This is a genomic window from Solwaraspora sp. WMMA2101 (genome assembly GCF_049179175.1).
Taxonomy (GTDB): domain Bacteria; phylum Actinomycetota; class Actinomycetes; order Mycobacteriales; family Micromonosporaceae; genus Micromonospora_E.
The window spans coordinates 2,122,633-2,147,409 of the sequence record NZ_JBMHMA010000006.1 but is presented as its reverse complement, the minus strand read 5'-3'; the positions used below and the strand labels follow the sequence as shown (position 1 = coordinate 2,147,409).

Annotated in this window: 21 protein-coding genes and 5 pseudogenes; 15 read left to right on the top strand and 11 right to left on the bottom strand. The window is 71.4% G+C overall.

What is annotated here, in order from left to right:
* The first annotated feature begins 89 nt into the window (after positions 1 to 89).
* From ACN28F_RS10480 to ACN28F_RS10465, 4 genes and pseudogenes are all read left to right on the top strand, one after another.
* A complete protein-coding gene (locus ACN28F_RS10480; protein WP_421357578.1) occupies positions 90 to 1,166 on the top strand; it encodes a MerR family transcriptional regulator in 1,077 nt (358 codons plus the stop codon).
* Positions 1,167 to 1,223: 57 nt separating this feature from the next.
* Positions 1,224 to 1,805: a DUF1707 SHOCT-like domain-containing protein gene (locus ACN28F_RS10475; RefSeq protein WP_289207841.1), complete on the top strand. Its 582-nt coding sequence runs from the start codon at positions 1,224 to 1,226 to the stop codon at positions 1,803 to 1,805.
* 404 nt (positions 1,806 to 2,209) lie between these two features.
* A pseudogene (locus tag ACN28F_RS10470) lies at positions 2,210 to 2,818 on the top strand (RICIN domain-containing protein); the annotation flags it as partial.
* 165 nt (positions 2,819 to 2,983) lie between these two features.
* Positions 2,984 to 3,187 (top strand): annotated as a pseudogene (locus ACN28F_RS10465) (hypothetical protein); the annotation flags it as partial.
* Between the two features lie 137 nt (positions 3,188 to 3,324).
* On the opposite strand, the gene ACN28F_RS10460 reads toward ACN28F_RS10465, so the two are convergent.
* Positions 3,325 to 3,465: a hypothetical protein gene (locus tag ACN28F_RS10460; protein ID WP_353850592.1), complete on the bottom strand. Its 141-nt coding sequence runs from the start codon at positions 3,463 to 3,465 to the stop codon at positions 3,325 to 3,327.
* 105 nt (positions 3,466 to 3,570) lie between these two features.
* On the opposite strand from ACN28F_RS10460, the gene ACN28F_RS10455 reads away from it, so the two are divergent.
* Positions 3,571 to 3,789: an RICIN domain-containing protein gene (locus ACN28F_RS10455; protein WP_421357577.1), complete on the top strand. Its 219-nt coding sequence runs from the start codon at positions 3,571 to 3,573 to the stop codon at positions 3,787 to 3,789.
* 74 nt (positions 3,790 to 3,863) lie between these two features.
* Here the strand turns inward: ACN28F_RS10455 and ACN28F_RS10450 are convergent, their stop codons facing one another.
* The 3 genes from ACN28F_RS10450 to ACN28F_RS10440 form a co-directional block, all read right to left on the bottom strand.
* The gene (locus tag ACN28F_RS10450) at positions 3,864 to 4,793 is read right to left on the bottom strand and encodes a diacylglycerol/lipid kinase family protein (RefSeq protein WP_289207839.1); all 930 of its coding nucleotides are present in this window, start codon (positions 4,791 to 4,793) and stop codon (positions 3,864 to 3,866) included.
* A 63-nt stretch (positions 4,794 to 4,856) separates the two neighbouring features.
* Positions 4,857 to 5,804: a hypothetical protein gene (locus tag ACN28F_RS10445; RefSeq protein WP_421357576.1), complete on the bottom strand. Its 948-nt coding sequence runs from the start codon at positions 5,802 to 5,804 to the stop codon at positions 4,857 to 4,859.
* Positions 5,805 to 5,890: 86 nt separating this feature from the next.
* Complete coding sequence (locus ACN28F_RS10440) at positions 5,891 to 7,210, bottom strand: hypothetical protein (RefSeq protein ID WP_421357575.1); 1,320 nt, start codon at positions 7,208 to 7,210, stop codon at positions 5,891 to 5,893.
* Between the two features lie 70 nt (positions 7,211 to 7,280).
* Here ACN28F_RS10440 and ACN28F_RS10435 point away from each other — a divergent pair, with 70 nt between their 5' ends.
* From ACN28F_RS10435 to ACN28F_RS10425, 3 genes are read left to right on the top strand one after another with little or no spacing between them, the layout of a single operon-like run.
* Complete coding sequence (locus ACN28F_RS10435; RefSeq protein ID WP_421357574.1) at positions 7,281 to 8,744, top strand: GNAT family N-acetyltransferase; 1,464 nt, start codon at positions 7,281 to 7,283, stop codon at positions 8,742 to 8,744.
* 11 nt (positions 8,745 to 8,755) lie between these two features.
* On the top strand, positions 8,756 to 9,562 hold the full coding sequence (locus tag ACN28F_RS10430; RefSeq protein WP_289207835.1) for a trans-aconitate 2-methyltransferase: 807 nt from the start codon (positions 8,756 to 8,758) through the stop codon (positions 9,560 to 9,562).
* A 21-nt stretch (positions 9,563 to 9,583) separates the two neighbouring features.
* A complete protein-coding gene (locus ACN28F_RS10425; RefSeq protein ID WP_289207834.1) occupies positions 9,584 to 9,949 on the top strand; it encodes an MmcQ/YjbR family DNA-binding protein in 366 nt (121 codons plus the stop codon).
* Here the strand turns inward: ACN28F_RS10425 and ACN28F_RS10420 are convergent.
* Positions 9,934 to 10,557 (bottom strand): annotated as a pseudogene (locus ACN28F_RS10420) (SDR family oxidoreductase); the annotation flags it as partial. The gene ACN28F_RS10425 and the pseudogene ACN28F_RS10420 sit on opposite strands and share 16 nt — an antisense overlap.
* 68 nt (positions 10,558 to 10,625) lie before the next feature.
* Between ACN28F_RS10420 and ACN28F_RS10415 the strand changes: the two are divergent.
* The gene (locus ACN28F_RS10415) at positions 10,626 to 11,057 is read left to right on the top strand and encodes a DUF3817 domain-containing protein (protein ID WP_421357573.1); all 432 of its coding nucleotides are present in this window, start codon (positions 10,626 to 10,628) and stop codon (positions 11,055 to 11,057) included.
* Positions 11,058 to 11,059: 2 nt separating this feature from the next.
* Here ACN28F_RS10415 and ACN28F_RS10410 read toward each other — a convergent pair whose 3' ends face one another.
* The 4 genes and pseudogenes from ACN28F_RS10410 to ACN28F_RS10395 form a co-directional block, all read right to left on the bottom strand.
* On the bottom strand, positions 11,060 to 12,028 hold the full coding sequence (locus tag ACN28F_RS10410) for a hypothetical protein (RefSeq protein ID WP_421357572.1): 969 nt from the start codon (positions 12,026 to 12,028) through the stop codon (positions 11,060 to 11,062).
* A gap of 96 nt (positions 12,029 to 12,124) precedes the next feature.
* Positions 12,125 to 14,452: an ATP-binding cassette domain-containing protein gene (locus ACN28F_RS10405; protein ID WP_421361337.1), complete on the bottom strand. Its 2,328-nt coding sequence runs from the start codon at positions 14,450 to 14,452 to the stop codon at positions 12,125 to 12,127.
* Positions 14,453 to 14,539: 87 nt separating this feature from the next.
* Positions 14,540 to 14,818: pseudogene (locus ACN28F_RS10400) on the bottom strand (VOC family protein); the annotation flags it as partial.
* Between the two features lie 17 nt (positions 14,819 to 14,835).
* Positions 14,836 to 15,258 (bottom strand): annotated as a pseudogene (locus ACN28F_RS10395) (helix-turn-helix transcriptional regulator); the annotation flags it as partial.
* Between the two features lie 254 nt (positions 15,259 to 15,512).
* Between ACN28F_RS10395 and ACN28F_RS10390 the strand changes: the two are divergent.
* Positions 15,513 to 16,568 (top strand): hypothetical protein, encoded by a 1,056-nt coding sequence (locus ACN28F_RS10390; RefSeq protein ID WP_421357571.1) that lies wholly within the window; start codon positions 15,513 to 15,515, stop codon positions 16,566 to 16,568.
* Between the two features lie 106 nt (positions 16,569 to 16,674).
* On the opposite strand, the gene ACN28F_RS10385 is transcribed toward ACN28F_RS10390, so the two are convergent.
* Together ACN28F_RS10385 and ACN28F_RS10380 are read right to left on the bottom strand one after the other, a co-directional pair.
* Positions 16,675 to 17,244, bottom strand: coding sequence for a hypothetical protein (locus ACN28F_RS10385; RefSeq protein WP_289207827.1), 570 nt, complete (start codon positions 17,242 to 17,244; stop codon positions 16,675 to 16,677).
* Between the two features lie 118 nt (positions 17,245 to 17,362).
* The gene (locus ACN28F_RS10380; protein WP_421357570.1) at positions 17,363 to 17,848 is read right to left on the bottom strand and encodes a hypothetical protein; all 486 of its coding nucleotides are present in this window, start codon (positions 17,846 to 17,848) and stop codon (positions 17,363 to 17,365) included.
* A 175-nt stretch (positions 17,849 to 18,023) separates the two neighbouring features.
* Here ACN28F_RS10380 and ACN28F_RS10375 point away from each other — a divergent pair, with 175 nt between their 5' ends.
* The 5 genes from ACN28F_RS10375 to ACN28F_RS10355 all read left to right on the top strand — a co-directional run bounded on the left by ACN28F_RS10375 (position 18,024) and on the right by ACN28F_RS10355 (position 24,711).
* On the top strand, positions 18,024 to 18,932 hold the full coding sequence (locus tag ACN28F_RS10375) for an alpha/beta fold hydrolase (protein WP_289207825.1): 909 nt from the start codon (positions 18,024 to 18,026) through the stop codon (positions 18,930 to 18,932).
* 39 nt (positions 18,933 to 18,971) lie between these two features.
* Complete coding sequence (locus ACN28F_RS10370; RefSeq protein ID WP_289207824.1) at positions 18,972 to 19,571, top strand: TIGR03086 family metal-binding protein; 600 nt, start codon at positions 18,972 to 18,974, stop codon at positions 19,569 to 19,571.
* Positions 19,572 to 19,612: 41 nt separating this feature from the next.
* The gene (locus tag ACN28F_RS10365; protein WP_421357569.1) at positions 19,613 to 20,842 is read left to right on the top strand and encodes a M48 family metallopeptidase; all 1,230 of its coding nucleotides are present in this window, start codon (positions 19,613 to 19,615) and stop codon (positions 20,840 to 20,842) included.
* Positions 20,843 to 20,875: 33 nt separating this feature from the next.
* A complete protein-coding gene (locus ACN28F_RS10360; RefSeq protein ID WP_421357568.1) occupies positions 20,876 to 21,592 on the top strand; it encodes a hypothetical protein in 717 nt (238 codons plus the stop codon).
* A 134-nt stretch (positions 21,593 to 21,726) separates the two neighbouring features.
* Positions 21,727 to 24,711, top strand: coding sequence for a choice-of-anchor M domain-containing protein (locus ACN28F_RS10355; protein ID WP_421357567.1), 2,985 nt, complete (start codon positions 21,727 to 21,729; stop codon positions 24,709 to 24,711).
* Positions 24,712 to 24,777: the final 66 nt, after the last annotated feature.

Sequence of the window (24,777 nt, the reverse complement as noted above, 5' to 3'; positions counted from 1 at the left end):
CCCACGGTCGGGCACCCCGGGGTGGACCCACCGGCCGGCTTGACCCTCGACCAGGTCGAGGCCGCAGAGTCCTGGATGTGGAGAGCGACATGCGCAGCATCGGCGCGACGGCACGGGCGAGCGGGTTGACCGTGAGCGCGCTGCGGTTCTACGACGCCGCCGGGGTGCTGACCCCGGCGACGGTGGACCCGCACACCGGCTACCGCTGGTACGCGGCGCACCAGTTGCGCGCCGCCCGGCTGCTGGCCGGGCTGCGTCGGGTCGGCCTGCCGCTGGCCGAGATCACCGAGGCGGTACGGGCGTTGCCGGACGTCGAGGTGGTCCGCCGGCTGCTCGACGTCCATCTGCTGCGTCTGGTCGACGGGCTCGCCGACGCCCGCCGGGAGCTCTCCCGCATCCATGCCCTGCTCGATGCCGAGGAGAACGAAGTGACCATGCCCACCACCCGTGTCACCGTCGACGCCGTCGACGCGGCCCGCGCCCTGACCGCCGTACGGTTCGCCGTCGGCAGCGACCCGGAGATCCCCGCCCTGGCCGGGGTGCACGTCGAGGTCACCGCCGACACCGTACGGTTCGCCGCGACCGACCGGTTCCGGCTGGCGTACGCCGAACTCACGCCGACGGCGGTCGACGGTCCGCCGGTGTCGGTGCTGCTGCCGGGCGTCTTCGTCGACGGCGTCCGCAGCCAGCTGGACCGCAATCCGCAGGTCGAGCTGACCCTCGGCCGGGACCGGGTCGAAGGCGCGGCACCTGGCTGGCGGATCGCCGTCGAGCCGCTGGACGTCGACTTCCCCGACTACCGGGCGCTGCTGCCGGCCCGGGGTGCCGGTGGCCGTCGGGAGTTCGCCGTCGACGCGACCGCGCTGCGCCAGGCGCTGGAGCCGGGCCGGGCCCCGCTGGTGGTCCGCGAACACCAGGGCGTCACCCACCCGGTCGCGGTGCTGGCGGCGACCGACGGCGGCACGGTCGAATGCGTCGACGAGGCCGCCTGGCGCGTCGCGCCGGACCGGTACGTCGCGGTGAACCGGGAGTTCCTGTTGCAGGCGGTGGAAGCCGCCGGTGGCGGTCAGCTGGTGCTCGACCTGGACGGGCCGATCCAGCCGCTGGCCGTGCGGCTGCCCGACGACGACCGGAGCTGTTCACTGCTGATGCCGATCCGGCACTGACGAACCCACCGACCTACGCACTGACGCCGGTACGGCGCCGCGTCGTAAAGTGGTCGGATGAGTGGCGAGGTCGTGCCGTCGCGGCGGGAACTGCGGATGTCCGATGCGGACCGGGAAGCGGTGGTCGCCCGGCTCAACGCGGCCGTCGCCGAGGGCCGACTGACCCTTACCGAGTTCTCCGACCGGGTCGACGCGGTGTTGCAGGCACGGACCTTCGGCGAGGTGGAACCCTTCGTCGCCGACCTGCCCGCCGTCGACCCGGTCGCCGCCGCCGACGTCGTGGAGCTACGCAGCCAGGCGGGGCAGTTGCGGCGTACCGGCCGGTGGAGCGTGCCGCGCCGGCTGGTGGTGCGGGCCAAGGCGGGTTCGGCGCTGCTGGACATGCGGCACGCCGTCTTCAGCCACCGGGTGGTGGAGGTCGAGCTGTCCACCCAGGCCGGGTCGGCGACGATCGTGCTGCCGCCCGGGGCGACCGCGAACGTCGACGGGGTGACCACGTCGGCGGGTTCGGCACGGGTCAAGGTGCCGGCGGTGCCGGAGCCGGGCGCGACGGCCCCGCATCTGGTCGTCACCGGCAGCACGGTCGCCGGCTCCTTGACGGTGCGCTACGAGTACCGGTTCTGGCGGTGGCGTTGGTAGGTGACGGGGTGCCCGTCGACCTCCCGCCCGATATCGCCAGCCACCGATGTTATCGATAACAGTTTCAGCCTGACGGGCGGATGTCGACCGGTGTCGGGCGGCTGAAACGTTGCTGTCGGTCGAGCGAAACGCTAGCCGGGTGGCGGCCGGTGTTCCGGCCCTACGAAACACGCCTGTTACCTATTGAAGGGCGTAGTGTTATCGTTCACAGTCGATGGAACACCCGTCGGGGCGCGACCGGGAGTGAGCCGGCTGGCGCCGCCCCGGGCTGGTGCCAGCTCCGCCAACCGGGCTGGTGGGGCCGGATGTTAACGCTCACTGGCTAGGCCAACTGCGGCCAGCGGGCCCCGTGGTGCCGCCAGGCGTGCGGCTGCACCGCGCGGCCTGCGGTGACGGAGGAAGACATGGCAGGAACAGACCAGACCAGGCGTACCACCGACCGGAGATGGACCCGGCGCATCGCGGCGGCGGTCGCGGCGGTCCTGGCCGGCGGCGGCATCGTCGCGGTGACGACGACGTCCGCCTCGGCGGCGACGGTCGACACCAACGCGTGGTACGTCCTGGTCAACCGCAACAGTGGCAAGGCGTTGGACGTCTACAACCTCGCCACCAACGACGGGGCCCGGATCACCCAGTGGACCCGCAACAACGGCAACCAGCAGCAGTGGCAGTTCGTCGACTCCGGCGGCGGCTACTACCGACTGAAGTCCCGGCTCTCCGGCAAGGTCCTCGACGTCTACAACTGGTCCACCGCCAACGGCGCGGCCATCGTCCAGTGGACCGACCACAACGCCACCAACCAGCAGTGGCGCCTCGCCGACTCCGACGGCGGCCACGTCCGCATGATCAGCCGGCACAGCAACAAGGCCCTCGAAGTACAGAACGCGTCGACCGCCGACGGCGGCAACATCGTCCAGTACGACGACTGGGGCGGCACCAACCAGCAGTGGCAACTCGTCCGCGTCGACGGCGGCGGCAACCCCGACCCGGGCCCCACCACACCACCACCGAGTACGGGTCTGTAGGGAAAACTTGACAGACCCGTCGCCGGCAGTGGCACCTACAGCACCGACTACGACTCCTTCTGGTGCTGCCAGGGCACCGGCCTGGAGGTCAACACCGCGCTGGCCGACTCCGTCTACTTCCACGACGGCACCACGCTGACCGTCAACCTGTTCATGCCGTCGGTGCTCAACTGGGCGCAGCGCGGCATCACCGTCACCCAGACGACCAGCTACCCGGTCAGCGACACCACCACCCTCACCGTCACCGGCAACGCCGCCGGCACCTGGACGATGCGGATCCGGATTCCCGCCTGGACCAGCGGCGCGACGGTCAGCGTCAACGGCACCCAGCAGGGCATTGCCACGACGCCCGGCAGCTACGCCACCCTCACCCGGTCCTGGACCTCGGGTGACACCGTGACGGTCCGGCTGCCGATGCGGGTGATCATGGTGCCGGCCAACGACAACCCCGACGTCGCCGCGATCACGTACGGCCCGGTGGTGCTCTCCGGGAACTACGGCAACACCGCGCTGAGTGCCCTGCCCAACCTCGACGTCGCGTCGATCACCCGGACCAGCACCAGCTCGTTGGCGTTCACCGCGACCGCCAACGGGGCGACGTCGGCCTCGGGCCGTTCCACGACGCGCACGGCCACAACTACACCGTCTACTGGGCCACCACGCCCGGCGGCGGCAACCCCGGCACGGCCAGCTTCCGGCTGGTCAACGCCAAAAGCAACCTGGTGCTCGGGGTGCAGAACATGTCCACCGCGACCGAGGCGCGGGTGCTGCAGTGGGCGGACAACGGCACCAACGACCACCGCTGGCGGCTGCGGTACCGGTCCAACGGCTACTTCCGGATCCAGTGCGCCAACGGCGGGAAGGTGCTCGGGGTCGCCGGCGGATCCACCGCGCAGGGAGCGCAGATCGTGACCGCCGACGACACCGGAGCCAGCCACACGCTCTGGCAGTTCGTCTGACCGGTGCCGGTCAGGATCGGGCTGGTCGTCGGTACCCCGGCGGCCAGCCCGTCACCGGTCACCGGCCAGCCCGGTCACCGGTCGACGACGTCGGCCGCCGCCATCACCCGCAACGCGTTGGCGTCGACCCGCAGCCGGACCGGCGTCCGACCCGACAACTCGCCGTCGATCTCGACCCGCGCCGGGCGGTCGGTCTCCACCAGCAGCTCACCGACGGCGAGGAACGGGTCGTGGCGCAGGGTCCGGCGATGGCCGGTCGCGGCGTTGCGCACCGTCGCGCCCAACAGGCTGCGGCGGGTCGGCCCACCGACCGGGTACGCCACCAGCAGCCGGTCGTCGGCGTTGGCGTCGGCGGTGATCGGCCGCCCCGCCTGGTGACCGCCGTTGGCGACGTACAGCTGATGGGTGGTGAATTCGCGGGTCCGGCCCTCGGCGCGGACGCTGACCCGCAGCGGCCGGTGCCGGGCCATCAACGCCGCCGCCGTCGCCGGGTAGGCCAGCTTGCCGACCACCCGTTTGAGCCGGGGCGGGGTACGCAGCATCACGTCGGCGGACAACCCGATGCCGACGTGGTTGGCGAACGGCAGGTCACCGGCGAGGCCCAGGTCGACGTCGATCACCTTGCCGCCGGTGATGACGCCGACGGCGTCATCCAGGTCGAGCGGGATGCCCAGGGTGCGGGCGAAGTTGTTGGTGGTGCCCAGCGGCAGCAGCCCGAGCGCGATGTCGCGGTGGGCGAGCAACCGGGCGGCGGCCCCGATCGTGCCGTCCCCGCCGCCGGCGACCAGCAGGTCCGGGGCCAGCCCGACCGCCTCGTCGAGGTTGCGTTCCAGCTCGCCCGGCTCGTCGACCGGGTACGTGGCCAGCAGGTCGAAGCCGGCGGCGGTCAGCCGCTGGCGGGCGTCGCTGTAGAGCTGCCGACCCCGCCGCGACTTGGCGTTGACGATCAGCACCGCCCGCCGCTGCCGCCGGATGGCGTCACTGAGCTCCTGCTTGGTCCGCACCGTCGCACCCTATCGCCACTGCCTGTGCGGACACTTTCGGGCGGGGAGTGCGCCGGGCGGCGGTCAGGCCGGCGACGCCGATGCCGCCGCGAGCGCGTCGGCCAGCGCGTCGGCCGGGTAGGGCGCGGTCCGGTCGCGGATCACGGCCTGCCAGAACCCGCCCATGATCGTCGCTACCGCCGCGTACCGCCGGACCAGCGTGACAGCCTCCCGTGGCAGCCGTGGATGGTCGTCACCCGGCCGCGACCGAAGGTAGTCCAGACACGCCGGCCAGGGCTCCCGCAACGCGTTGCCGATGACCGCGAAGACGAGGTGGGTGGCGGTGTAGCAGCGGTCGTAGTGGCGGTGCCGCCGCAGGAACGCGTGCTCGGCCGGATCGAGGTCGAAGTCGGCGTGCGCGGCCAGGCCGAAATCGGCGACGTAGATCTCGTGGCCGTCGGTCAGCAGGTTGTGCGTGTGCGCGTCGAAATGCGCGAAGTCATTCTCAGCGAGGAGCCGGGTGGTGCTTTCCAGCGACCGGTCGACCATCGCGTAAGCGGCCGCAGCGGACGATCCACCTGTCGATCGATGTGGGTTCCATCGGTTCGGGGCGTACCGGCAGGATCCGCCAGTGGTGCAGGAGCGGGAAACTCGCCACCGGCCTTGTCGCACCCACTCCGACACGGTCCGGTGGGCGGCCAGCTCACGCCACGCACCGAACCCGGCGGATCCCACGCCGTACTGGTAGAAGGTCGGCAGCTCGAACAGGTTGCGGGTGCAGCCGTGGTGTTCGACGCGCAACTCGAGGTCGGTCAGGGGGACGCGTTTGACGAACACCGGGCCGCCGGCCACGTCGATCGACGCCGTCGTGCCGCCGATCCCGGTGCCGAGCGCCGTCGCGTCGGTCAGCAGACCGCACAGCTCGGTCTCGTCGAGACCACCGAGCCAGGCCGCGACGGTACGGTCGCGGGCCAGCCGGTCGATCGGATCCCGCCCGGCGTCCGCGACCTCCGTTCCTCTGTGGTCCGGCATGTTCGCGCCGTAGTCGAAGGGTCCGACAAGACCTGTCCGCCGGCCCCGCCGGCCCCGGTGGCCAGCGGTCGTACCTGGTCCGGCGGTCAGGGCCCGGTCAGTACGTCGTACAGGTCCGGCCGGCAGTCGAGCGCGGCGGCCCGCAGCGCGGCCACCCGGGCCACCTGCTCGTCCGGCGGCAACGCCCGCAGGCCCGCCAGCGCGTCGACGACCATCTGCTGCACCGGAGGCCAGAACTCGTCCGGCCCGGCGTCGCGGCCCTGCAACCACAGGCCGGCGGCGGCGCGGGCGGCCTGGATCGGCTCCCAGCCCGCGACGTCGTCGGCGGCGGCGCCGCAGGCCCAGGTGCCGGCACCGTCGAGAATGGTGTCCTCGATCGACTGCTGTCCAGTGATCACTGTCCCGTCGCCGTATACGACGAGTTCCAGGTGGACGCTGTCGCGGTGCTGCACGACCGGGGTACCGTGCCGGCTGGGCTCCTCGACGACCTGGGTCGGTGCGTCGGGCAGCCGGCTGAGCAGGGCCAGGGCCCGCCGGGCCGGTTCGACGATCTGGGCCAGCGCGGGTTCGTGCAGCCGGGTGACGCAGACCCGGGGTGCCTCGTCGGTGCAGACCAGTGCGGTCGCCTGCGGGTTCGGCCGGACGGCCGCTCCCGGTGGCGGGAACAACGCCAACGCCGCGACCAGGCCGACGACGGTGGGCAGGGCGGCCAGCAGCCGGGCCCGCCGGCCGCCGGCGGCGTACAGCGCGAACCCGGTGGCGGCGAGGGCGGCGAACCAGACCAGTTTGCCGGCGACGACCCGAGTGTCAACGATGGAGTACTGGTCGGTGTCGCCGAGGTAGGCCGGACCGAGCAGCAGCACCGGACGGTCGCTGTCGGCCGATCCGATCGCGAGGACCACGACGGCGGCAAGGCCGCCCAGGGCGAGCAGCGCGGCGGTGAGCCGCGACGGCAGCAGCCGGCCGACGCCGAGGCCGAGCAGTCCGGCAGCGGCGATGCTCAGCGAGCCGGCGAGCAGCGGCCAGTACCAGCCCGGCGGATGATAGGTGGCCGCCAGCAGGGCGCGGCCGAGCCCGTCGAGCAGCCCGCCGACGTACCCACCGGTCAGGCAGCCGGCGACCACCGCCGTCTGCGGGGCGACCCGGGCCCATCCGGGGCGGGCAGTGGCGGCGAGCAGGTCGGCGATGCCGGCAGCGTGGTCCCGTCGGCCCTGCCAGGCCCCGGCGGCGAGGGCCAGCGGCCACAGCAGGTCCAGACCGGCGTGGTGGGCGAGGACCGTCGCCATCCAGGCACCGTCCCAGCGTTCCGGGTCAGCGGTCAGCAACGCCGCCGCGAAGGCCAGCCCGAGACCGAACCACAGCGCGGCGGTCCGCCGCACCTCCACGAAGAAGATCCGTCCAATCATCGCCCCGCCGCCGCTTCGTTGATGTTCACACCCGGCAAGACGGCACCGTAGAGGTCCCCGGTTCTTCCTCGTGAGTGACCTGCGTCTCACCGTGTCGGTCGGTGCCGGGTGGGAATCCGCTGGACTGCCGCCACCAGCGGCGGCGATGGTGGACGGTATGCGGGCCGACGACATCTGGAACGACGAGACCGCGCGGCACTACGACACCCCCGGCACGGGCATGTTCGCCGCCGAAACGCTCGACCCGACCGTGGACCGGCTGGTCGCCCTGGCCGACGGTGGCCCGGCGCTGGAGTTCGCTGTCGGCACCGGTCGGGTCGCGGTGCCGCTGGCCGCCCGAGGAGTCCCGGTGACCGGCATCGAGCTGTCCCGGCCGATGCTACGGCAGCTGCGGACCAAGGCGACCGCGCAGCAGATCCCGGTGATCGTCGGCGACATGGCCACCGCCACCGCACCGGGCCGGTACCGGCTCGTCTACCTGGTCTACAACACCATCTCCAACCTGCTCAGCCAGGCCGAACAGGTCGCCTGTTTCCGCAACGCCGCCCGCCACCTCGTCCCCGGTGGCCGGTTCGTGGTCGAACTCGAGGTGCCGCAACTGCGTACGCTGCCGCCGGGCAGGGAGGCCACCGTCTTCCACGCCGACGACAGCTACGTCGGCCTGGACACCTACGACCTGCTCAGCCAGCACCTGGTGTCGCACCACTTCCGGATCGACGGCAAGGGGCAGGTGAGCCTGTTCCGCAGCCCGCACCGCTACGTCTGGCCGGCCGAGATGGACCTGATGGCGCAGCTGGCCGGCCTCGAGCTGGAGTCCCGGCACGCCGACTGGTCCGGCGCCGAGTTCACCGCCGAGTCGCCCGCGCACGTCTCCGTCTACCGCCTGCCCGGCGGCGACGTGTCGGCCGGCACCGCGACCACGTGGGCGACCGTGGCGGCGGCACCCGCCGGCCTGCACCCCGACTACCCGGTCCGTACCGAGCGGCTGCTGCTGCGGCCACTGACCGCCGCCGACGTCGACGACCTGCTGAGCTACCGCAGCCGGCCGGAGGTCTGCCGGTACGTGCCGTTCGCGCCGATGACCCGCGACGACGTCGTCGCCCGGCTGGCGACGATGTGGGCGAACACCGGGCTGACCGACGACGGCCAGGCGCTCACCCTCGGTATCGAGGTCGCCGCGACCGGCCGGCTGATCGGCGACGTGGTGCTCTTCTGGCACAGCCGCGCGCAGCGCGGCGGCGAGATCGGGTACGTCGTACACCCTGACGCCAGCGGCCAGGGTTACGCCACCGAGGCCGCCCGCGCCCTGCTCGGCCTCGGTTTCGACCAGCTCGGCCTGCACCGCATCGTCGCCCGGATCGACGAGCGCAACACACCGTCGGCCCGGCTCGCGCGGCGCCTCGGCATGCGCCAGGAGGCCCGGCTGGTGCGCAACGACTTCTTCAAGGGCGAATGGAGTACGGAGCTCGACTTCGCGATGCTCGCCGACGAGTGGCCGGCGTACCGTGACGGACGGACATCCGTACGGACCTGAGGAAGGTCGCGATGTGGGACCCGGCCGCCTACCTGCGCTTCACCGACCATCGCGCGCGCCCCTTCGACGACCTGCTGGCCAGGATCGCCGTCGACGACCCGGGCACCGTCGTCGACCTCGGCTGCGGCCCGGGCACCCTGACCGTACGCCTGCTGGAGCGCTGGCCCGCCGCCACGGTGACCGGCCTCGACTCCTCCGCCGAGATGATCGCCGCCGCCCGCGCGCTCGGATCCCCGGTGCGCTTCGACGTCGCCGACGTGGTCGACTGGAACCCTGAGCCGGACCTCGACCTGGTGGTCTGCAACGCCGTGCTCCAGTGGGTACCCGGACATCCCGCACTGCTGACCCGGTGGGCGGACCGGCTGCCGCCGGGCGCCGTGCTCGCCTTCGCGGTGCCCGGCAACTTCGACGCCCCGTCGCACCAGGCGATCCGCGCAGTGGCGGCGGACCCGAGGTGGCGCGACCGGCTGCCCACGATCCGGGGCGGCGACGTGGTGCGCGACCCCGCCGGGTACGCGGCGCGGCTGCTGCGCTCAGATTGCCTGGTGGACGCGTGGGAGACCACGTACCTGCATCTGCTGCCCGCCGCCGACGACGACCCGGCGGCGCACCCGGTGCTGGCCTGGGTCGAAGGAACGGCGGCGCGGCCGGTGCGCACCGCGCTCGGTGACGCCGAGTGGGCGACGTTCCGCCAACTGCTGGGGCAGGAGCTGGCGAGCCGGTACCCGATCCGCGACGGCCTGGTCTTCTTCCCGTTCCGGCGGGTGTTCGTCGTGGCGACCCGGCGACCTCGGCCGTCTGTCGGACGGGCCCGCTAACCTGTCCGGCGGGAGGTGGCGATGGCAGACGCCGACGACGTCCGCCGGCTGGCGACGGCGTTGCCGCAGGTGGTCGAGATCGACAGCGACGGTTTCGACTTCCGGGTCGGCGGCAAGGGTTTCATCTGGTCCTATCCGGAGCGCCTGCCGGGCCGGCCCCGGGTCATCCGGACCGATGTCGCGGTGCTCTACGTGGGCGACGAGGCCGAGAAACAGGCGCTGCTGCTGGGCGAGCCGGAGCTGTTCTTCACCACCCCCGGCTACGACGGGCTGCCGCTGGTGATGCTGCGGCTGGAGCGGGTCGACGTCGACCGGCTCGCCGAGCTGGTCACCGATGCCTGGCGGATGCGCGCCCCGGACGAAGTGGCGGATCAGCTTCCCGCCTGATCCGGCGGCACCGACCGCACCTGCTCGAAGTGGAACTCGCGGATGAAGCAGTCCCGTGGCTCGTCGACCGCGAACAGCACGCAGTCGACGACCGACCGGGCGGTGAGCTCGCCGTCGGCCCGCCGGGGGCCGTCCTGGACGAAATCCGGCGGATAGAGGGCGATCACCCGGATACCCTGCTGCCGCAGCCGGTGCGACAGTATGCCGGCGAAGCCGGCCTGGGCGTGCTTGGCGGCGTAGAACGCCGGGTGGGCGCCGGAGCGGTGATGTCCCGGTTCACCGCAGGCGGACACCATCAGGACGATGTCCGGGCGGGTCGACCGGCGCAGCAACGGCAGCAGATGCTTGGTCAGCAGCACGGTGCCGGTCGCCCCGCCGGCGATCACGGTGGTGATGTCGTCGTCGGATCCGGCACCGAGGTCCTCGCCGTCGAGGTAGCCGGCCGCGTTGTTGATCAGCACGTCGAGCCGGTCGGTCCGGTCGGCCACGGCGGCGGCGAACCGCCGTACGGAGGCAGGATCGGCCAGGTCACAGCGCAGCGCCTCCGCGTGACCGGGCCCGCGACGGTTGATCGCGTCGGCGACCTGCTGCGCCGTGGCCAGGTCCCGGGTTTCATGCCGCACAGCAGAGCACCTCCACCCTGGTTGAGGTCAACGGTGCGGCTAGCATCGGCGAAATGCGCGAGAAGGTGACCCGACTGTTCGTCGTGACGGCGATCGCCGAGGCATTCTCCTGGGCCGGTCTGCTGGTCGGGATGGCGGTCAAGTACGGCCCGCCCGGCAACGAACTCGGCGTCCAGATCTTCGGGCCGATCCACGGGGCGCTCTTCGCCGCGTACGGATTGCTCACGCTGGCCGTGGCCTGGGTGCACCGGTGGCGGGTGCCGGTCACCATCGTCGCGCTGGTCTGCGCGGTGCCGCCGTTCGCCACGCTCGTCTTCGAGCGGTGGGCCCGCCGGCGCGGCCTGCTCGGCGGCGGTGGGGCAGCCCGGCAGGGCCAGGGAGGTGGGTCAGCTGTCCAGGGTGACGGTGACCGTGACCCGGCCCCGGTCGTCGCGTCGGGCGACCGCGTGCCCGGGGGAGTCGACGCCGCCGAGGTGGTGCGCTGAGCTCACTGCATCGCGGTCGCGGCCGGATGCGCCGCCGACGTCGGGCAGACGAAGACGTACAACGAGTAACCCCGACCGATGAGCACGTCGACCGGGTTCATCGGCGCGCCGGCCTCCTCGCCGGTGGCCCGCCACCGCTGGCTGCCGGTGCGCTCACCCGAGTCTGCGGTGAGCAGCAACGTCATCGGTGTGCCGCATGTCGTGCAGTCGACCGGCTGCCAGTCCGACAGCGACCAGTTGGCGAAACCGCCGACCTTCCAGCCCGGTGCGAGCGAGAAGTCGTTCTGGTACCGCAGACCGGACTGCTTCTCCCAGGCGTACAGCCGCTTCTTGAGGTTTTCCGGCAGCAGATCGACGTACTGGTGCTCCCGGACCGGCTCGGGGTGCACCACGCACGGTGTCGGCAGGTAGTTCTCGTTCACCACGGTCGGCTCCGGCACCGGGTCGAGCTGGCCGTCGATGTCGGCGATCCGCCGCCAACGCAGCTCGACCCGCGGGTTGTAGCCGGCGTCCGGGTGATCCAGCGGGCACCAGAGCACCTGGAGCAGGTCGGCCTGCGCCGGCCAGTCGAGGTCCGGGACGTCCCGTCGGAACAGCTGGGCCACCGGCACCAACGCGATCGGCCGCTTCGCCAGCGCCAACGGCTCGGTGTAGTCGAACTCCGGCACCTCGGCCTGCTCGGCCTCGGTCAACGTGTACTTCTGCCCGGTGGCCGCCGCGCGGGCCTTCGCCGCCGCGTAGACCCGGCGTGTCCGGCGGACCGTGTCGGGCGTCAACAGCTGGTCGACGTAGTGGTCCTGGTCGGTACAGTGTGGCCACGGCTCGCCGGCCGGCCAGCGCAGCGGCCCGCCGATCGAGCTGTCGTCGACTCCCGGATCACCTGGCCGGGGGTGCAGCCGGGTCGCGGTCGCCGCATGCTCCCGCAACTCGGGAAAGAGCTCCTCGATCTCCACCGGCGGTGGCGATGTCACGGGACGGAACGGTCGCGCCAACTCGTACTCCACATCACCCGGCCTGCCTGTCGAAGATCGAACCTACCGGAGCGACGTTGCCAGGCGAGCGGTCCCTCACCGGCCGACGTAGGCCGCGAGGTGTTCGCCGGTGAGCGTCGAGCGGGCTTCGACAAGATCCGCCGGGGTGCCCTCGAAGACGATCCGGCCACCGTCGTGACCGGCACCCGGACCGAGATCGATGATCCAGTCGGCGTGTGCCATCACCGCCTGGTGGTGCTCGATGACGATCACCGACTTGCCGGAGTCGACGAGCCGGTCCAGCAGGCCGAGCAACTGCTCGACGTCGGCCAGGTGCAGGCCGGTGGTCGGCTCGTCGAGGACGTACACGCCGCCCTTGGCCGCCATGTGGGTGGCCAGCTTCAACCGCTGCCGCTCGCCGCCGGACAGCGTGGTCAACGGCTGGCCGAGGCTGAGATAGCCGAGCCCGACGTCGGCGAGCCGGCGCAGCACGGCGTGCGCGGCCGGCGTACGGGCCTCGCCGTCGGCGAAGAACTCCTCGGCCTGCGTCACCGACATCGCCAGCACCTCGCTGATGTCGCGGCCACCGAGCCGGTACTCCAGGACCGCCGCCTGGAACCGGCGGCCCTCGCAGTCCTCGCAGACCGACGCGACCCCGGCCATCATCGCCAGGTCGGTGTAGATGACCCCGGCGCCGTTGCAGGTCGGGCAGGCCCCTTCGGAGTTGGCGCTGAACAACGCCGGCTTCACCCCGTTGGCCTTGGCGAACGCCTTACGGATCGGATCGAGCAGACCGGTGTACGTCGCCGGGTTGCTGCGCCGGGAGCCCCGGATCGCCGCCTGGTCGATCGACACCACGCCCTCACCCGGCGGGATCGAACCGTGGATCAGGGAACTCTTGCCCGACCCGGCGACCCCGGTCACCACGACCAGTACGCCGAGCGGGATGTCGACGTCGACATCGCGCAGATTGTTCGCCGTCGCACCGCGTACCGCCAGCGTGCCGGTCGGGATCCGGACCTTCTCCTTGAGCGTGGCCCGGTCGTCGAGGTGGCGGCCGGTGAGCGTACCGCTGGCCCGCAGCCCGTCGACGGTCCCCTCGAACACCACCTGGCCGCCGGCGGTGCCGGCCCCGGGCCCGAGGTCGACGACGTGGTCGGCGATCGCGATCGTCTCCGGCTTGTGCTCCACGACGAGCACCGTGTTGCCCTTGTCCCGAAGCCGCAGCAGCAGGTCGTTCATCCGGGCGATGTCGTGCGGGTGCAGCCCGATCGTCGGCTCGTCGAAGACGTACGTGACGTCGGTCAGTGACGAGCCGAGATGGCGGATCATCTTGGTGCGCTGCGCCTCGCCGCCGGAGAGGGTGCCGGACGGGCGGTCGAGGCTGAGGTAGCCGAGGCCGATCTCGACGAACGAGTCGAGGGTGTGCCGCAGCGACGCCAGCAGCGGCGCGACCGAAGGTTCGGACAGGCCCGCCACCCACTCGGCGAGGTCGCTGATCTGCATCCGGCAGGCGTCGGCGATGCTGATCCCGCCGATCTTCGACGACCGGGCGGCCTCGGTCAGCCGGGTGCCGTCGCAGTCCGGACAGGTGGTGAAGGTGATCGCCCGCTCGACGAAGGCCCGGATGTGCGGCTGCATCGCGTCGACGTCCTTGGCCAGGAACGACTTCTGGATCCGGGGGATCAGCCCTTCGTACGTCACGTTGATGTTGTCGACCTTGATCCGGGTCGGCTCCTTGTACAGCAGCGCGTCGAGTTCCTTCTTGGTGAACCGGCTGATCGGCTTGTCCGGGTCGAGGAAGCCGCTGCCGGCGTAGATCCGGGCGTACCAGCCCTCGGTGCTGAAACCGGGGATGGTCAACGCACCCTCGTTGATCGACTTGCTGTCGTCGTAGAGCGCGGTTAGGTCGAAATCGGTGACCGAGCCCCGGCCCTCACAGCGCGGGCACATGCCGCCGAGCCGGCTGTACGTCGCCTTCACCGCCTTGCTGTTCGGGCCCCGGTCGACGGTGACCGCGCCGCTGCCCCGCACCGACGCGACGTTGAAGGAGAAGGCGCCGGGCGGGCCGATCTGCGGTTGACCGAGCCGGCTGAACAGGATCCGCAGCATCGCGTTGGCGTCGGTCGCGGTGCCGACCGTGGAGCGGGCGTCGCCGCCCATCCGCTCCTGGTCGACGATGATCGCGGTGGTCAGCCCGTCGAGCACGTCGACGTCGGGTCGGGACTGTGTCGGCATGAAACCCTGCACGAAGGCGCTGTACGTCTCGTTGATCAACCGCTGTGATTCGGCGGCGATCGTGCCGAACACCAGGGAACTCTTGCCCGAGCCGGAGACCCCGGTGAACACGGTCAGCCGTCGTTTCGGCAGCTCGACGTCGATGTTGCGCAGGTTGTTCTCCCGGGCACCGTGCACCCGGATCATGTCGTGCCGGTCGGCGACGTGCGGCACGGTCGGCGTCGGGCCCTCGTTCAATGTGACTCCCTGGTCAACTGCGCTGCTGGATACGGATCAACGGCGTTGCTGGATACGGATCAGATTGCCGGCGGGATCGCGGACCGCGCAGTCGCGGACTCCGTACGGCTGCTCGGTCGGCTCCTGGACGATGTCGGCGTCGGCCGACTGTAGCCGTTCGAAGGCGCCGTCGAGGTCGTCGGTGGCCAGCAGGATGCCGGCATAGGTGCCCTTGGCCATCATCTCGGCGACGACGCGCCGTTCGTCGTCGGTGATCCCCGGGTCGACCGCCGGCGGGTGAAGCACGATGGCGCTGGTGCCGGGCCGCCCGGCCGGACTTCTTGATTCCTGACCGGTGACGGATTCCTGACCGGCCGGGTCACCTGCTTGGCCACGCAGGACGGGATCCCTACGGTGGCGTCGGCGGCCTGTCTGCGGTACGCACCCGGCGGCATACCCACCAATTCGGTGAACCGGGTGGTGAACGTGCCGAGCGAGGAACAACCCACGGCGAAACAGACATCGGTGACGGTCATGTCGCCGCGTCGCAGCAGCGCCATCGCCCGTTCGACCCGGCGGGTCATCAGATACGAGTACGGCGACTCCCCGTACGCCGCCCGGAACTCCCGGCTGAGGTGACCGGCGGACATGTGCACGCCCCGGGCCAGCGCCTCGACGTTGAGTGGTCGGGCGTACTCGCGGTCGATCCGGTCCCGGACCCGGCGCAGGAGGGCGAGGTCGCGCAGCCGGCGCGACTCGGCGATGCCGCTGGTCACCTGCGCGATGGTGCCACGTCCCGGTCGGATCCGCCCAGCCTGGCCCAGTCCGGCCGGCCGGTGTCCGCTGTCGCCGACAAATCGTGAAATTGAATTGTTTTCCGATCGGCCCGCGCGAGTCGTTGATTTGTCAAAAATGGTCGGTCGTTCCGATTGTCACAACGACGACATAAAGCTATCGATCTTATTCGCTGTGATTTCTCATGGGTGGGGTCGTGGCAGTCGGCCACGAAAAAATCTCGATGGAGGAACGCATGTACAAGAGAACGAGGGCGCTCGTCGGTGCCGTTGCCGCGGCAACCGTCGCGCTGACGGTGCTCGGCGGCGCTGCGGCGTCCGCCGCCCCCGAGGAGGCCAAGCAGGTCACCCGTGGGGCGCTGGCCCAGGTCGACGAGCGGCGTGCGCCCGATCGCGGCGCCCGCGCCGCCGTCGCCGCCCCGGCCGGCGCGACGGCGACCCTGGCGGTCATTCAGCGACGGATCGCCGACTACGTCGCCACCCAAGGCACGAAGTACACCTTCGGCAGCTACCTCGACGCGACCACCGGCCGGATCGTCGTCGACACCGACGCGCCCGCCGACGTGGTGGCGGCGCTGACGAAGCCGACCGGCACGACCGCAGGACAGCTGCAGGCGGCCAACGCCGTGCAGGTGAACCGGTCCACCATCAGCGACTTCTGGCACCGTCGCGACGACATCCAGCCGTACTGGGGCGGTGGCGGCATCACCCAGACCGCCGGGGTGGCCTGGTGCTCGGCCGGGTACGCCGTACAGAACGGTGCCGGCACACGCTTCTCGGTCACCGCCGGACACTGCTTCGCCAACGGCATCAACGTGCTGACCGAGTCGGGGGCCAACCCGTACGGCGTCGTGTCGAACCGGCGGCTGCCCACGGTCAGCGGCCACGCCCAGGACATGGAGCTGGTCGGCGGCCGGTCCTACTCGGGACGGATCTTCACCGGCGGCGTGACCAGTACCTCCAGCGCCCCGGTGGTGGCGGCCGGCACCGCGTACGTCGGCTTCACCGACTACTGCCACAGTGGCCGCACCACCGGTGAGCACTGTGGACACACCGCGACCAGCATCACCGGTCAGGTCTGCACCTCCACCGGCTGCAAGTCGCCGGTGATCGTCTTCACCGGCGGTACGCAGCCGGCCGGCGGCGACTCGGGCAGCCCGTTCTACGTGAAGGACTCCTCGGGTGGTGCCTGGATCCGGGGCAACGTGATCGCCGGCAACGGCGTCACGAGCTACGCGGAACGCTACATCGACGTCGCGGCCGCGTACGGCGTCAGCATCGTCACCGGCTGACCGACAACCACACCGACACGGCACCGACGTTCACGTCGACAGATGAAAGGGCCGGGGACCATCCAGCGGTCCCCGGCCCAGCCTCGTCCGGCCCTCGGTCGCGTCCTCAGGTGACCTGCAGCGGCCACGGGCCGCCGTAGGACACCAGCCGTTCGGTGCCGTCGTCCGGCGCGATCGCCACCCGCGCGTACAGCTCGTAGTCGCCGGCCGGTACCGGCCCGCCGGCCGGCTCGCACGAGACCAGCGGTACGTCGCCGGGCAGCTGTTCGACGTCGCCGGCGGCGAGATCCCACTGAACGCCCATCAGGTCCTGGGCCACCGGGACCGCCGCGATCCGGCCCTGCTGGACCAGGAACACCTCGGCCCGCGGGCTCACCACGCCCCGGACGGCGCGGTGGCTGGTGACCTCGACGGTGCCGGTGACGTCCCGGTCGGTGCCGGACACGGTCGAGGGGAACTGCCCGTCGACGGTCAGTGCCGCGTCGTCCGGGATGCGCAACGGCTGCCCGCAGCCGAGGGCGTCGGCACTGGCCTCCGGTGCTGGCTCCATCGTCGTACCCTCCTCCGGTGCCGGTTGCGGGTTGCCGGTGCCGGTGCCCGCGCAACCGGCGGTGGCGAGCGCCAGGACGAGCGAGACGAGCGCGAACCGTACGGCGTACCTGCGATGCTCCTGCATGGCCACCTCCTCCTTGGCGAGGGGCATCGGAATCTGTACAGCGATTGGACGCGTACGCAGCGGAGCCGGTTCCCGTAGCTGTCCGATCTGTCCGACGCGGGCTTGCTCGCGTCGGCGGTCAGGACGACCCGGACAGCGCGGCGACGAGCCCGAACCCGCCGCAGCACAGCACCCCGACGACGACCAGCGTGACCAGCGCGATCAGATAGTTCGACCACATGCCGAACCTCGTCACGTCGGTGCCGTACCCGTCGTGCACCCGGTTGCGCCAGCCGCCGAACCGGAACGACAGTGGATGCGCCGCGCCGGGGTGCGCGACGACCGTCGTGGTGATCACCGGCAGGCCCATGAAATCGGTGTACCGGACGTCGTGCTGCCCGGCGGGCACCGCCACGTGCCAGGTGCCCTCGTGCGGGATCGGGACGTCGCGGCCGTCGATCTTGAACCGGCCGGCGGCCGTCGCGGGCACCAGGTACGGGCCCCGGTTGACCGAGACCACCAGCACGGCGCAGCCCGGCGGCGGCGGGATCGGATGCGGGTAGGCGACCAGCAGGGACACCGGGCCGGGGACCGGCGGGTGGCCGGGGTGAGGGGCGTACGACACCGCCACATCCTGGCACGCGTCGGCACCTCGATGCGTCGCTGCGGGATGCTGCCGCCATGCTCGTTGTCCCTATCGTTACCTATGATGATCAGATATTTGGATTATAGGGAGTGGAGAGGTAGTTTGACGGCATGGATCTCCTGAGTTGCGTCGACCCACACCCGCGAGGTCGGCGATGAACGCGATCTACCGGTCCGTGGACGCCCGCCGTGCCGTCGAGCAGCGGTACCGGACACTTCTGCGGCGCTGGCCGGTGCCGGCGACCGAGTCGACAGTCCCCACCCGGTACGGCGACACGTTCGTCGTCGTCAGCGGTCCCCGGGACGCCCCGCCGGTCGTCGCGCTACACGGCGGCAGCTTCAACTCGGCGGCGTGGATCGGCGACATCGAGACCTGGGCGCAGACCCACCGGGTGTACGCCGTCGACGTGATCGGTGAACCTGGGCTCAGCGCACCGGCACGGCCGCCGCTCACCTCCGGCTGCTACGCCGAGTGGCTCGACGACGTGCTGGCCGCGTTCGACATCGGCCAGGCGGCGTTCGTCGGTGCCTCGCTGGGCGGCTGGCTGGCGCTCGACTACGCGCTGCGCCGACCGCAGCGGATCACCCGGCTCGCGTTGCTCGTACCCGGCGGTATCGGCCGGCAGAAGAACGGTGCGGTGATCGGGTCGCTCTTCTTCCTACCGTTCGGCGAATGGGGTCGGCGCGCGGCCGTCCGACTCGTACTCGGCCCGCCCCCGGCGGCGTCCGATGTCAGGCAGCTGCCCGAGTCGGCGGAGCTGGCCGATTTCCTGCTGCTCATCCAGCGGAGCTACCGGCGACGAGGCGACCGGCTGCCGATCTTCAGCGACGACCGACTGCGCCGTCTCGACGTGCCGTTGCTGGTCGTCGCCGGAGCGAAGGACCGGCTGCTGGATGCCCGGCAGACCGCTCGCCGGGTGCGCCGACTGCTGCCGCAGGCGACCGTCGTCCTGCTGCCCGACACCGGGCACATCCCCATCGGCTACACCCGGTCCGTCCAGCGGTTCCTGACCGGCGAGGAGGCGCACCAGGCGGCTGGACGATCTGGAACAGGCGGCGGGTAGGCTGCGGAGTCCGGTCCGGGACTGCCGCGGAGGGACCTCTTGCGTACCGATTTCGTCGTCCGCTACGAACAGGCCAGCCGGCACTTCTGCGACCTCGTCGCCCAGGTCGGCGACGACCAGTGGAGCGCCCCGACGCCGTGCTCCGAATGGGACGTACGGGCGCTGGTGGACCACGTGGTCCGCGGCAACCTCGCGGTGGTCCCGGTGCTCGCCGGCATCCCGCTGGCCGAACTCGGCCGGCTCGACATCGCCCGGCCGGACTTCGACGTGCTGGGCGGCGATCCACTCGCGGCGGTACGCCACTCGGTCGACGTCGCGGTCGAGGCGTTCGCCCGCCCCGGAGTGCTCGACGCCGTCGTCCACCATCCGGTCGGCGACATGCGCGGCCGACGGCTGGCCGGGCTGTGTTTCAACGACAACCTGGTGCACAGCTGGGATCTGGCCCAGGCGATCGGCGTCGACGCCACCCTCGACCCGGTGCTGGTCGAAGCCGCCCACGCGTTCATCGAACCGGTGGCGGGCGCCCTGCCGCCGGGATACTTCGCGCCGGCACCGCAGCTCGGGGCGGACCCGGACCGCCAGACCCAGCTGCTCGCCCTGCTGGGCCGGGACGCGCAGGCGTGGGGCCGGTCGCGGTAGCTGTGGACGGGACCCTGTGCCCACGGTGCCAGATTGCCCTGGTGACGGTCGATGGTCTCCGACCGTGGTGTCAACGGTGTGAGCGGAACCTGGACGACATCGGGCCGGTCGACGGCGGCTGGCTGGTTCGGTCGGTCACCAGGATCGACCGCCGGGCGGGCCTGCGCGCCGACCGGTGGCTCGCCGAACGGTCCGTCGCGGAACCGGTGGGCGGGCCCGGAACCGGTCACCTGTTCCTCTGCGCCGTGTCGGTGATCATCGTGCTGCTCACCCTCGCCCTGTGGGCCGCCGGCCTGTGGCTGGTGTTCACCAGTGGGTTCTTCCCGGCGATCCTGCTCGGGGTGGTGCTGATGGCCGTCGGCTACGGGCTGCGCCCCCGGCTGTCCAGCGTGCGACGGACCCTGCGCGGTCGGCACCGGCTGGACCCTGCTCAGGCGCCGACGCTGCACGCGCTGATCAACGAGGTCGCCGACCGGTGCGGAGCGCCCCGCCCGCACATTGTCGCGCTCGATGAGGACTGGAACGCCTCGGTCGCGGTGGTCGGCTTCCGCCGGACCCGGATCCTGACCATCGGTACGCCGTTGCTCGTCGCGCTGCGGGGCCCGGAACTGGTGGCGCTGCTCGGCCACGAACTCGGCCACCTGCTGCACCAGGACTCCCGGCGTATCCTGCTCACCCAGCCGGCGACCAGCACCTTCGGCGTAATGGCGGTGGCCGTGCAGCCGCCGGCGGGCGACGCCCACGACCGGGACGTCGACGGCGTCTACGCGCTGTTCTACACCGTCTGGCAGCTCGTCGCCGGGGCGCTCTGCTGGCTGCTGTTCATCGCCCATCTCGGACTCAACGTCGTAGACGCGCACGACCGGCGCCGGGTGGAGTTGCGGTCTGACCTGATCGCGGCGCGAGCGGCCGGTACGACCGGAGCCCTGGCGCTGCTGGACGTCCTGGCCCAGCTTCCCCTGCTCGTGCCGTACCTGGCCCCGACCGGCAACGTCGGTGGCGCGCTGCGTCAGTGGCGTACGGATGTCATGCGGGCCCGGGAGCGCCACCAGGAGCGGTTACCGCTGCTGCGGCAGTTGAGCATCCGTACCGACGCCTCGCTGCTGGCCAGCCACTCCGCGCCGGGGCGTCGGCACCAGGTGCTCTCCGGTCGTCCGCCGCAGGCGCCCCGCGTCGTGCTCAGCGAAGCCGACGCCGCGCGGATCGATGCCGAGATCGCACCGTACGTCGAAGGCATCCGCCGACGGCTTGCCGACCACTACGAGCTGTGACTCATTCTCGACGGTCGTCTATATGATGGATTCATGTCGGACAGTGCGGTGTTCCTGGGTGTCGTGGCGATCTCGGCTGCGGCCACCGCGGTGGCCGGGGCGCTCATCTGGGTCATGGTGGCCGCCCAACGGCGGGCCGAGGAGTCGGAGATCGACGCCCTGCGCGCCGACCTGCTGCGCGAAGCCGGGCGAAGCGGCTGGGTCGAGTCCGACCCGCCAGCGGAGCTGACCTGGCGGGGGCTCGCCACCGTCATCCCGGACGAGAAGCGCCGCTGTGCCCTGGTCGGTACGCACGACGGGCACCAAGTGGCGCTGATCTGGTGCGACTACCAGCACGACGAGGTGTCGTTGCGGTACGTCGCACTGCTCGTCGGGCTCGACCAACTGGACGAGCCGCTGCCGGCGATGGGGATCAGCTTCCGTTCCGGCCGCTTTCCGCCGCGTCGGCCGGCTGTTTCGTTGCCTGACGACGACGCCCAGTTCCTGCGTAGGTTCACCGTCCTGCCGCACGATGATCCGGACGCCGTCGGGCGGGCGCTGACCGGGCCGGTGCGTAGTGCCCTGTACCAGCTACGTGACCTGCGCGGCTGGGCCGACCGTCCGATCCGGATCGAGGGGCGGGCCCTGCAGGTCGTGGTCGACGGCTGGCCACGGTTGGCGGGCCTGGGTGCGCGGCTGAGCGCCGCGACCACGCTCGCCGCCGCGTTGTCGACGACCGCCACCGCGACCGACGACGGCTCGGACACCTGACGGCTCGGACACCTGACGGCTCGGTGCCTTCGCTGCGCGCCATCGCGTCCCGATCTCTGAGTTGAGCAGCACAGTAACGCCTATTGAGAATGATTTTCGTTAACTATAGGCTGCGCTCGGAGAAGGGATTGATCATGAAACCGAGACGCTCGCTCATACATCGACAGGCTGGGCGACTTCAGCGCCCAGCGGTACGACTGGCTGCCGGGGCCGTCGCCGTCGCCGCCGCCGTATCGGCCGGCGCGTTGCTGCTCCCCACCACGCAGGCCGCCGCCGCACCCGGCCCGGCACCCGCGCCGCAGCAGTACCGCGTACTGCAGGACATCCACACCGACGCGATTTCGACCTTCCTGGACGACGGCGTCCTCGCCCTCGGCACCAAGGCGGACGTCGCCGAAGGCACCGGCACCCGGTTCGCCGCCGACGACGTCTGGTTCCACATCGACGACGACGCGGCCAGCCCTGTCCCCGCCGGCTACGAGTTCATCGCCGCCGCCGGCGAGCAGGTCTGGATCGCGCCGGAATCGAACCCGGGCGGCGGGCAGCTCTGGCCCGGCTTCTCTACCGAGTCGGTGCCGGCCGGCGCGGTCGCCGGCGACCAGACGACCTTCACACTGAGCGGGTTCGACGGCCCCGGCGACATCGAGCTGTTCCGCACCGGGTCGTTCGGCACTCCGACCCGCCTGTGGTCCTCCGACGAGGACCACAAGACGTTCAGCGTCGGCCGGACCCACATGCACGCCAACTGGGCGTTCACCGCCGCCGGCACCTACCGGCTCACCGTGACCGCCACGGCCACCGCCGGCGCCACCCCGATGGCCGCCACCGCCACCTACACCTTCGTGGTCGGTGACCTGCCGGAGGTCGTGGCCACCTCCACCGCACTGACGGCGTCGACGACCGCGCTGACCGTCGGCGAGCCGGTCACCCTCACCGGGACGGTGACGCCTGCGGAGACCGACGGGTACGTGGAGTTCCGCGACGGTGCCACCGTGCTCGGCCACGCGCCGGTCGACGGCGGATCGGCCGAGTTCGTCGTACCGGACCTGGCGGTCGGGGCACACTCGCTCACCGCGTCCTTCGTACCGGCGGTCGGCAACCTCGCCGCAGGTTCCACCTCTGCGTCGCTGGAGGTCACCGTCACCGACGACTCCGGGGTGGAATTCGGTATCGTCGGCATCGCCGAAAGCTACCGGCCCGGCGACCTGCTCCAGGCCCGGGTGGTCGGCGCCACCCTCGCCGAGGGGCAGGACTTCCGCTGGGCGATCCGTCCGGTCGGCGCGACAAGCAACGGGTACGTCTTCACCGGCACCGGTGGGCAGGCGGCGCAGGGCATCGTCGAGCAGCGTGTCGACGTCGCCCACGACGGGTACGAGATACGGGTCCGGCTGCGCGCCGGCAGCACGACGCTGGCCACGACCAGCTGGGTGCCGATCCGGGTACAGTCCATGGTGGAGCCACTGTCCCTCGGCTTCGTTGCGACCGACCCGCTGTACCTCGGCGACGACGTGCTGCTCCGGGTGGGCGGCCGGGAACTCGCCGCCGACGAGAGCCTGCGGTTCGTCGAGCGGTTCGGCTCCCCGTGGTCGCCGCGCACCGACGTGAGCCAGGTCGACGCCACCACCTACCGGGCGCAGCCGACGTACGCCAACACCAGTGGCGAGTGGGCGCTGCAGGTGGTCCGTGACGGTCTCGTTGTCGCCCAGTCCGCGCCGCTGCCGGTCGACATCCGCGCCCGGGAGGTGCTGGTCGAAGGCATCCAGGGGGTCTACCGGGTGGGTCAGACGCTGCGGGCCGCCGGCACCGTCTACCCGGCCAAGGAGGGCCTGCTCTACCGTTGGGTCCTGCTGGACCTCACCACGTACCAGGGCACGACCCTGCAGGAGGGGGCCGACGCCGCGGCACTGTCCATCGAGCTGCCGGTCACCCTCGACCTCGACAATCACCAGCTGACCCTCGCCGCGGTCTGGGACTACGGCTCGACCGAGGTGTACGCCGGGCAGACGGGCACGAAGATCGTCGTGTCCGACGCGGACCCGTCGACGCAGCTGTTCTTCTTCAACGGACTCAGCGACCACTACCACCAGGGCAGCCCGATCAACCTTCAGCTGCTGGCCGACCCACCGCTGGCCGACGGTGACACGGTCGACTGGCAGTGGCGCTGGCCCGGCAGTGACGAGTGGACGACCCTGCCCGGCGCGTCCGGTCTGACGCACTCCGTCGTCGCCGAGCAGGCGCTCGACGGGGTCGAGGTCCGGGCCACCCTGACCTTCGGTGTCGAGGGCACCGAGCCGATGGTCGCCGAGCCGGTGACGATCCACGTCGACGACCACGGTGCGGCGCCGCGCCAGCAGGTGACCGTCACCGGCGAGACGTCGGTGGCCGTCGGCGACGTCGCGACCTTCACCGCCGACGTGTCCGCCGACACGGTGCTGACCGGCTACCAGTGGTTCGAGAAGGCACCGGACGCGGCCGAGGCCTCCCCGATCCCGGGGGCGACCGGCCGCGAGTACTCGTTCACCGTCACCGCCGGGCACCACAGTCGCGAGCTCAGCGTCGCGGTGGTGACACCCACCGGGCAGACCGCGTACGGGCCGTCGGCACCGGTCACCCTCGCCGTGGACGATCACGGCGGAGGGGTCGGCGCGACCAGTCAGGAGATCATCGCCGCGGTGCCGGACGGCACCCTGGTGATCAGCGTCGACGCCGACGACCAGGTGCTGATGAGCGACTTCGCGCTCAGCGCCGAGGCCGACCGCTGGGTGTCGACCGGTGAACTGCGGCCGGTACGGGTCACCGACGCTCGGGCATCGGCACCGGGCTGGACCGCGTCCGGCCAGGTCAGCGACTTCGTCGCCGGTACGCAGACGCTGTCCGGTCGGTTCCTCGGCTGGACTCCGCGCGTGGTGTCGCAGCCCGGCGCGGGTGCCGTGACGGCGGGGGCGAGCATCGCTCCGGCCTTCGACGCCGGCCGGGGCCTGCTGGACAGCAGCCCGCTCGCGATCGGTGCCGCCGGTGCCCGGGGCACCAGTGAGCTCGGCGCCGGCCTGCGTATCGAGGCACCGACCGACGTCGCCGCCGGCACCTACGTCGCCACGATCACCTTCACCGCGATCTGACGGCTGTCACCAGCCATGAGGTGAGGCTGATCCAGGTCACGCATCGATGTGACGTGGATCGGCCTC

What these genes read in the sequence shown, in the direction of transcription:
- ACN28F_RS10480 (WP_421357578.1), top strand. Translation starts at nt 90, where the DNA reads ATGCGCAGCATCGGCGCGACGGCACGGGCGAGCGGGTTGACCGTGAGC.
- ACN28F_RS10475 (WP_289207841.1), top strand. Translation starts at nt 1,224, where the DNA reads ATGAGTGGCGAGGTCGTGCCGTCGCGGCGGGAACTGCGGATGTCCGAT.
- ACN28F_RS10455 (WP_421357577.1), top strand. Translation starts at nt 3,571, where the DNA reads ATGTCCACCGCGACCGAGGCGCGGGTGCTGCAGTGGGCGGACAACGGC.
- ACN28F_RS10445 (WP_421357576.1), bottom strand. Translation starts at nt 5,804, where the DNA reads ATGCCGGACCACAGAGGAACGGAGGTCGCGGACGCCGGGCGGGATCCG.
- ACN28F_RS10440 (WP_421357575.1), bottom strand. Translation starts at nt 7,210, where the DNA reads ATGATTGGACGGATCTTCTTCGTGGAGGTGCGGCGGACCGCCGCGCTG.
- ACN28F_RS10430 (WP_289207835.1), top strand. Translation starts at nt 8,756, where the DNA reads ATGTGGGACCCGGCCGCCTACCTGCGCTTCACCGACCATCGCGCGCGC.
- ACN28F_RS10425 (WP_289207834.1), top strand. Translation starts at nt 9,584, where the DNA reads ATGGCAGACGCCGACGACGTCCGCCGGCTGGCGACGGCGTTGCCGCAG.
- ACN28F_RS10415 (WP_421357573.1), top strand. Translation starts at nt 10,626, where the DNA reads ATGCGCGAGAAGGTGACCCGACTGTTCGTCGTGACGGCGATCGCCGAG.
- ACN28F_RS10405 (WP_421361337.1), bottom strand. Translation starts at nt 14,452, where the DNA reads ATGATCCGGGTGCACGGTGCCCGGGAGAACAACCTGCGCAACATCGAC.
- ACN28F_RS10390 (WP_421357571.1), top strand. Translation starts at nt 15,513, where the DNA reads ATGTACAAGAGAACGAGGGCGCTCGTCGGTGCCGTTGCCGCGGCAACC.
- ACN28F_RS10385 (WP_289207827.1), bottom strand. Translation starts at nt 17,244, where the DNA reads ATGCAGGAGCATCGCAGGTACGCCGTACGGTTCGCGCTCGTCTCGCTC.
- ACN28F_RS10375 (WP_289207825.1), top strand. Translation starts at nt 18,024, where the DNA reads ATGAACGCGATCTACCGGTCCGTGGACGCCCGCCGTGCCGTCGAGCAG.
- ACN28F_RS10360 (WP_421357568.1), top strand. Translation starts at nt 20,876, where the DNA reads ATGTCGGACAGTGCGGTGTTCCTGGGTGTCGTGGCGATCTCGGCTGCG.
- ACN28F_RS10355 (WP_421357567.1), top strand. Translation starts at nt 21,727, where the DNA reads ATGAAACCGAGACGCTCGCTCATACATCGACAGGCTGGGCGACTTCAG.